Origin of the sequence: Halobacillus alkaliphilus (assembly GCF_900113125.1) — a bacterium.
Classification (GTDB): Bacteria; Bacillota; Bacilli; order Bacillales; family Halobacillaceae; genus Halobacillus; species Halobacillus alkaliphilus.
The window spans coordinates 46,868-53,242 of record NZ_FOOG01000028.1; the positions used below are offsets into that span (position 1 = coordinate 46,868).

Here is a 6,375-nt window from a genome sequence, read left to right on the forward strand (position 1 = left end):
TCGAACCTTACCTTTTATGAGAAGTTCTTCACTAATATTTTACAAACGGGAAGTTTGACGTCCATACAGCTTCTTTGTAAAATGGCTTCATAAACATTTTTTGCTCGTGTGCAACTTTTATAAAAAAATACAACATTGGAGGTGAATTAATATGTTAGAAGCCTTTAAAGAACTCCACCCCACTATGCAAGCTTTTATTGGGACATTATTTACATGGGGGATGACAGCTCTAGGAGCTTCTCTCGTCTTTTTCATCAAGGGGACGAACCAGAAATTCCTAGATAGCATGCTTGCATTTGCCGGTGGGGTTATGATCGCAGCCAGTTATTGGTCTCTGCTTGCCCCCGCGATTGAAATGTCATCTAAAAGTCCAGGCCCGGCTTGGATTCCAGCAGCCGTCGGCTTCTTATTAGGGGGAGTGCTGCTGATGTTTGTCGATCGCATGCTTCCAGCGATTAACACCGATCGTTACATGCACGATATTAAAGATACTAAGGCTAAAAATCGTACAGCTCTGCTCTTCTTTTCCATGACCCTTCACAATATTCCTGAAGGTCTGGCTGTCGGCGTTGCCTTTGGAGCTCTTGCTTCCAACATGACAGAATCAACGCTTGCGGGGGCTTTGGCACTGGCGCTTGGTATCGGCATTCAGAATTTCCCAGAAGGTACGGCTGTTTCCATGCCTCTTCATCGCGACGGGATGGGGAAAAAGAAAAGCTTTATGTTCGGTCAATTCTCAGGAATGGTTGAACCCATTGCAGCCGTCATCGGTGCATCGGCCGTTATTGTCATTGAGCCCATTCTTCCGTACGCACTCAGCTTCGCCGCTGGTGCTATGATCTTCGTGGTGGCGAAGGAGATCATTCCTGGTTCCCATGAAAAGGGCAATGTCAATCTCGCATCCATGAGCCTTATGCTCGGTTTCACTGTCATGATGACGCTCGATGTCGCGCTTGGCTAAATGAATACGAATCAAAACTGTCCAGAGTGATTATACTCTGGACAGTTTTGTATGTGTGTAATCTCCATCTTAATGTTATAAAAAAGCTCCCGATACTGGAAGACGCAGTTTCGAGATATTGGTTGATGAGGAAGGTCCTCCAGGGGACGATTTCGCTTTCCGGCCCTACATGACGCAGGGTCGTTCGACGTTGCCACATGACGGGGAGTTCTTAGTCGAACCTCTTCTGAGTTGAGCTTCCTCAGGCTTTGCATCCCTGCGGCATCTCACCGATCATGTTCAGCCCATTCTTACACTTTTTTAGTCTTACTCGAAAATCAGAACATAAACGACAAGGAGAGCTGTCCAGCTCCAGCACCTAGCGTCTAGTGAGACTTCCCTCACTTCTGTACGATCAGGCAACATCGAATCGCTACGCTCTTCGTGTTTTCTTTATCTCCGCCAGCTCCAGGCTAGTTTCGGTGCCTAGCCTCTCGAGGTCTTAAGTCCAACCATGATATGGTGGAGACTTCTTTAAGAACGAGCTTGTCCACCTGGATGAACCTGCTATAAATGCATTTAAGTCGGACCAAGCACCCCTCTATCGCCTATAGAAGGGTCCGTTCACTCTTCAATCATAGGGTGGCGAAGGAAACAAGGAGACTCCCGCGGGAGAAGGAGCTAGGCGAGACCCCACAGGGAGTGACAGCGACCGAGGAGGCTTGCCAGTTCCCCCGCAGGAAAGCGAGTTGTTTCCGTAGCCAGCTCCGCTCTATATTAGTAACGGATCAAAGATATCTCAAAGCTAAATCTTACACTCTCCATCCGGATTGTTTAATAAGTTTTTTAGGGACACAAACTACAGCGTTTACTGATTAACTGGGTTAGCTTGAGATAGCTCATCTCTATTCAGCATTTTCATCTGGCTGATGAAGACCAAATATATTTCCCTCGCTATCCAGGAAATATCCTTGCCAGGCCATTCCCGGCAAGGCATATTTAGGCATCGCGACCTGGCCACCGTGATTTAAAATCTTAGATTCAACAGCATCGAAATCTTCCACACCCATGGTACAGGCAAAACCATTCAGAGCCTGATTTAATACAGGAGGAGCGCTTTGACGCTGCATTAAAGCTCCATTGATTCCAAGATCATTGTCATCGCCGGTCACAGCTCCGAAATAAGGCATCCCGGCATACTCGCTCCAATCTTCAAATGTCCATCCAAATACTCCACTATAGAAACTCTTGGCTCGTTCCATATCATCTACATGAATTTCGAAATGAATGATTCTCCCCATTAGGTCCTCCTGAAATACATTATTTTTTGTAATATGCTTCTAATCTTCATTATGTATATTCTAGCTTTAGTTTTATACTCCTGCTTTGTACATAGAGTATTCTGAAAAGTCTCCGTTTCTTCAAGCTATGATCTCTTCTCAAACTCAGCTATTCTATTAGACAAGCTAGCTAAACATTATCCCCTTTCAAACCGATTAAATAGATATATTTAGAAGAATCTTGAGATACCGATTTATATACTTTCATGAGAGATCTATTTATCATTTCATCTTTTAATAAACCATCCAATTTAAGCTCCTGTGCTTTTTCAAGAACAAGCACTCACGACTCCTCCGGTAACTATACCAATCTTCCGCCCTCCAATTATAAAAAGTGTTATAGAGGCCATCTAAAACTAAATTTCCCGTGTATTATGATCATGACTTATCAGGGTTACTCATTCTTTAAGAGGCGTTCGAAATGGACAAGAAGCTATGGTATTTAGTTAAAAGAGGATATATATTGAAGGTAATGCACCTTTTAGCAGCTGGACTATGGCTTTTGAAAAGGCCTTTTATTTGATTATCCGACGAAATTTTAATGCATGAAGAGAGGGCTTATAGAATGATCGTTTCAGAATTTTTTGTAAATATTTGCATATTAATTGCTTTATTGTTTTCTTATCTCCAAGTAAGATGGAATAAATTAGACATCTTCCTGTCCAAAAAGACTGTTTTAATAATAGATGGAATCGCTGGAGGAATTTTGGGGAATATTGTAATGTATTATTCCATTCAGGTGACTGCTCAGACGTTTGTAGACCTCAGACATATACCAGTTCTCGTTCTTCTTCTTTTTATCGGTCTCAAACCTGCTGTCATTAGTTCACTTCTGGTGATTGCTGGCCGCTTTGTATATGGGTTTAACTACTCTTCTCTGGGTGCCTTTATTCTTATGGTCATCTTACTCGCAGGGTTTTGTTTCATACGCCGTAAATGGGGAAACGAGGAACAAATTTTTAAAACAGCTATCTATATGTTGGCCTTTTCCAACGTGGTATTTTCAATTATCATAGCGATTCTTGTCCAAGACTGGGAAACGCTTCAAATTCTTTTGCCTACGTACTGGATTCTTTCTTTCCTGGGCGGAAGTCTCGCTGTTTACTTAGTCGACTACTTACGAACCTCCCACTACCTTTTTAAAACCTACGAAGAACAATCTTCCATTGATTTCCTGACCGGACTCAATAATGTGCGGCAATTTGATGCTTTATGGAATAGAACGTTAAATGGAGCGGTAGAGAATAAGGAGAGTTTATCCTTACTTATGGTCGATGTAGATCATTTTAAACACGTAAATGACACCTATGGACATCCTGCCGGGGATATGGTCTTGCAACAACTGGGACAAATTTTAAAGGATAAGACTCGTTCTTTTGATATTGTATCAAGGAATGGAGGTGAAGAATTTTCAATCATATTGCCAGACTGTCCGAACGCTCGTGCTTTTGAAATTGCTGAACGGATTCGATTAGCAGTTAAGGATCATCCCTTTCCTATATCTAATAAAGAAACTATTTATATTACAGTATCTATAGGGGTAAGTACTTATCCGGAAAAGGCCGCTAAGGCGGAGCAGATTATCAAATTAGCGGATCAATCTCTATATAAAGCGAAGCAAGCAGGACGCAATCGTACAGTATCGCTCACATCTGAATTGATATAGAAGGAAAAGCATGGTTTAAATTTACTCATTTTTTCCATTCGAATTCGATTCCAATTTTACTTTTATTTCCTCTAATAGCTGGTTCTGCTGGTCCTGCTTCTCCAAAACCTTATTCGTTAACTTTTGGAGAGTGTTTGTAATCGACCATAGAGAGAGTATGATTACCACAATAATTATTAAACCATTCATTCGTTTCACTCCCTTATGTTTCGTAGTATGTTCTATTCATTAAAAGCAGTGTGGTTGAGCAGACGATCCGGTCACCTTGTCTCTTTATACCAGCTTACAGCAAACCATACAGCAATCAGTTGTGAGATAAACCCAGCGATCCATCCTATTGGAAGTGAATAGCTTACATAATCACGAAGACCAATCCCTCCTGAAATTAAAATGGAACCTAACAGTAGAAAAACGATGGTTAATCTTTGATTTTTGTTCACCCGCCTGCCCCTCCTTTTTTAAAAAACTGCTTCCACTTCATAAACAATTTTACAGCTTACAGGTGACCTTTTTCTCATTTAACACCCTGATAGAAACGAGCAATTCAAACACGGAAGTCCTCGTAGTGATATCAAAAAAAGCGGGACTTCGAGGGTATCGGAAGTTCCGCTTTTTCCATGGATCAGTTGATAAATAATAAAGCGATAGAAATCGGAATGAAACTCCAAAGGAAGATGATCATGCAGAACCCCATAATATCTTTAACTTTTAACCCTGCGATAGCGAGAAGAGGTAAAGCCCAAAATGGCTGGATCATGTTCGTCCAAGAGTCTCCCCAGGCCACAGCCATCGCAGTTTTGGCTGTACTGACATCAAGCTCCATCGCTGCCGGAATCATGATAGGTGCCTGAACAGCCCATTGACCACCGCCAGAAGGAACAAAAAAGTTTACAATCCCTGCACTAATGAAAGCAAACAAAGGAAATGTGAACTCCGTAGATATGCTTACAAACCATGAAGACATTTGCTCTGATAACCCCGAAGCCACCATCATTCCCATAATTCCTGCATAGAAAGGGAATTGAATGATGATACCACCCGCATTTTTCACAGCTCCATTCACGCTGTTTAAAAAGTTCCGAGGGGTTTTATGAAACAGAATCCCAAGGAACAGGAATAGAAAGTTGACGATATTGATATTTAAATCCAGACCATTCTGTACAAAAAAGTAAATAACAAACGATAACCCTAACAACCCTATCGCGATAGAAACAACGGCGCTGTTTTCTAACCGTTCGGCAGGCGTCATCTGCTCAGCAGTTGCTGCAAGCTCTTCTTCCGCCATGTCCTCATTCAACAAGTCCAGGTTATTCTTGCTCAAATCGCCACTGGACTTTAACAGCCATAAATTAAGTAATGGCAGGGACAATAATAGCGCAAAGACGATGAATAGATTCATATTGCTGAAAAGAGTCTCCGTAATCGGAACAGAACCAATGGTGTCCGCCAGAAAATGATCTTCCGTCGCAATTGTAAGGGGTATGGAACCAGACATTCCACCATGCCACAGTAAAAATCCACTGTAAGCACTGGCCATTAATAAACGATAGTCCACGCTTGGCACACGTCTCGCTACATGTATGGCCAGTAAAGCTCCTACCACTAAACCGAAGCCATAATTAATCAAACACGCTGCAGCCGCCGTAAAAGAAACTAACAAAATAGCGTGACCGGGCGTTTTAGCCAAAGTACTCAATTTTACTAGTACACTCTTAACAAGGGGAGTATTAGCTAATATGTATCCTGTTACAACAATCAAAGACATTTGCATGGCAAATGCTAATAGATCCCAAAACCCGTCTCCCCAGAATTGTACCATTTGAACCGGAGAGCTTTCAGTAAAACCCATTCCAAGCCCGAATACTACGAGTGTTAATATAATCGCAAACAGAAACGCATCCGGGAGATAACGTTGGACCAGGCGATCAAAAAACAAGGTCATTCCTTTAAGCATCTTCTTCCCCCTCACTTGTAAACGTTTTCAAAAACTTCAACATTTACTAGTTTCTATGAAATTAATGGAAAATTCAAGGGAGGGGAAGAAATCTTATTCAACTTGGTTAATCTTCAGCCTTGGGCCAACTTGTAAAGGTTATTTTAACGAACTTCCGAAAGAAGTCTCCCTCTTCAAGCGTGTGAAGGGCGAAGCTCAGCGGTAAGGGGGAGATGAATTTCGGTTGGGCGAGAGCCCAAATGCTTTTGATTACAATATATGATATAATCAGTCTTATAATGGATAAGGACTGATATATAAATGAAATTAGATAGTAATAACCATTCAGTGTTCTTGTTGTATTATCATCTTGTATTGGTCGTAAAATATAGAAGACACGTCATCGATGACACCATTTCAAACTATGCTAAAGATAAATTCTTGTCGTTGAGTGAAAACTACAATATTTCACTGGTCGAGTGGAATCATGACATTG

8 protein-coding genes are annotated in these 6,375 nt (G+C 41.6%); 3 read left to right on the top strand and 5 right to left on the bottom strand.

The features are described 5' to 3' along the window. Positions 1-151 precede the first annotated feature (151 nt). On the top strand, positions 152-961 hold the full coding sequence (locus tag BMZ06_RS14185; protein WP_089752843.1) for a ZIP family metal transporter: 810 nt from the start codon (positions 152-154) through the stop codon (positions 959-961). Between the two features lie 884 nt (positions 962-1,845). Here BMZ06_RS14185 and BMZ06_RS14190 read toward each other — a convergent pair. Then, positions 1,846-2,241: a VOC family protein gene (locus tag BMZ06_RS14190; RefSeq protein WP_089752845.1), complete on the bottom strand. Its 396-nt coding sequence runs from the start codon at positions 2,239-2,241 to the stop codon at positions 1,846-1,848. Positions 2,242-2,410: 169 nt separating this feature from the next. Then, on the bottom strand, positions 2,411-2,563 hold the full coding sequence (locus BMZ06_RS20770; RefSeq protein WP_175477895.1) for a hypothetical protein: 153 nt from the start codon (positions 2,561-2,563) through the stop codon (positions 2,411-2,413). A gap of 282 nt (positions 2,564-2,845) precedes the next feature. Here BMZ06_RS20770 and BMZ06_RS14195 point away from each other — a divergent pair, with 282 nt between their 5' ends. Then, entirely contained in the window at positions 2,846-3,946 is a 1,101-nt protein-coding gene (locus tag BMZ06_RS14195) for a GGDEF domain-containing protein (RefSeq protein ID WP_089752846.1), read from the top strand. A gap of 21 nt (positions 3,947-3,967) precedes the next feature. Here BMZ06_RS14195 and BMZ06_RS20775 read toward each other — a convergent pair whose 3' ends face one another. The 3 genes from BMZ06_RS20775 to BMZ06_RS14205 all read right to left on the bottom strand — a co-directional run bounded on the left by BMZ06_RS20775 (position 3,968) and on the right by BMZ06_RS14205 (position 5,900). Then, positions 3,968-4,135, bottom strand: coding sequence for a hypothetical protein (locus BMZ06_RS20775; RefSeq protein WP_175477893.1), 168 nt, complete (start codon positions 4,133-4,135; stop codon positions 3,968-3,970). A 71-nt stretch (positions 4,136-4,206) separates the two neighbouring features. Further along, the gene (locus tag BMZ06_RS14200) at positions 4,207-4,386 is read right to left on the bottom strand and encodes a hypothetical protein (protein ID WP_089752848.1); all 180 of its coding nucleotides are present in this window, start codon (positions 4,384-4,386) and stop codon (positions 4,207-4,209) included. A gap of 182 nt (positions 4,387-4,568) precedes the next feature. Continuing rightward, the gene (locus tag BMZ06_RS14205; protein WP_089752850.1) at positions 4,569-5,900 is read right to left on the bottom strand and encodes a short-chain fatty acid transporter; all 1,332 of its coding nucleotides are present in this window, start codon (positions 5,898-5,900) and stop codon (positions 4,569-4,571) included. Positions 5,901-6,200: 300 nt separating this feature from the next. On the opposite strand from BMZ06_RS14205, the gene BMZ06_RS14210 reads away from it, so the two are divergent. Then, positions 6,201-6,375, top strand: a 175-nt coding sequence (locus tag BMZ06_RS14210; RefSeq protein WP_175477896.1) for a transposase, incomplete at its 3' end; no start/stop codon positions are given.

Excerpts from the sequence above, each read along its gene's own strand:
- BMZ06_RS14205 (WP_089752850.1), bottom strand. The coding sequence starts at position 5,900 with ATGCTTAAAGGAATGACCTTGTTTTTTGATCGCCTGGTCCAACGTTAT.
- BMZ06_RS20775 (WP_175477893.1), bottom strand. The coding sequence starts at position 4,135 with ATGAATGGTTTAATAATTATTGTGGTAATCATACTCTCTCTATGGTCG.
- BMZ06_RS14195 (WP_089752846.1), top strand. The coding sequence starts at position 2,846 with ATGATCGTTTCAGAATTTTTTGTAAATATTTGCATATTAATTGCTTTA.
- BMZ06_RS14185 (WP_089752843.1), top strand. The coding sequence starts at position 152 with ATGTTAGAAGCCTTTAAAGAACTCCACCCCACTATGCAAGCTTTTATT.
- BMZ06_RS14190 (WP_089752845.1), bottom strand. The coding sequence starts at position 2,241 with ATGGGGAGAATCATTCATTTCGAAATTCATGTAGATGATATGGAACGA.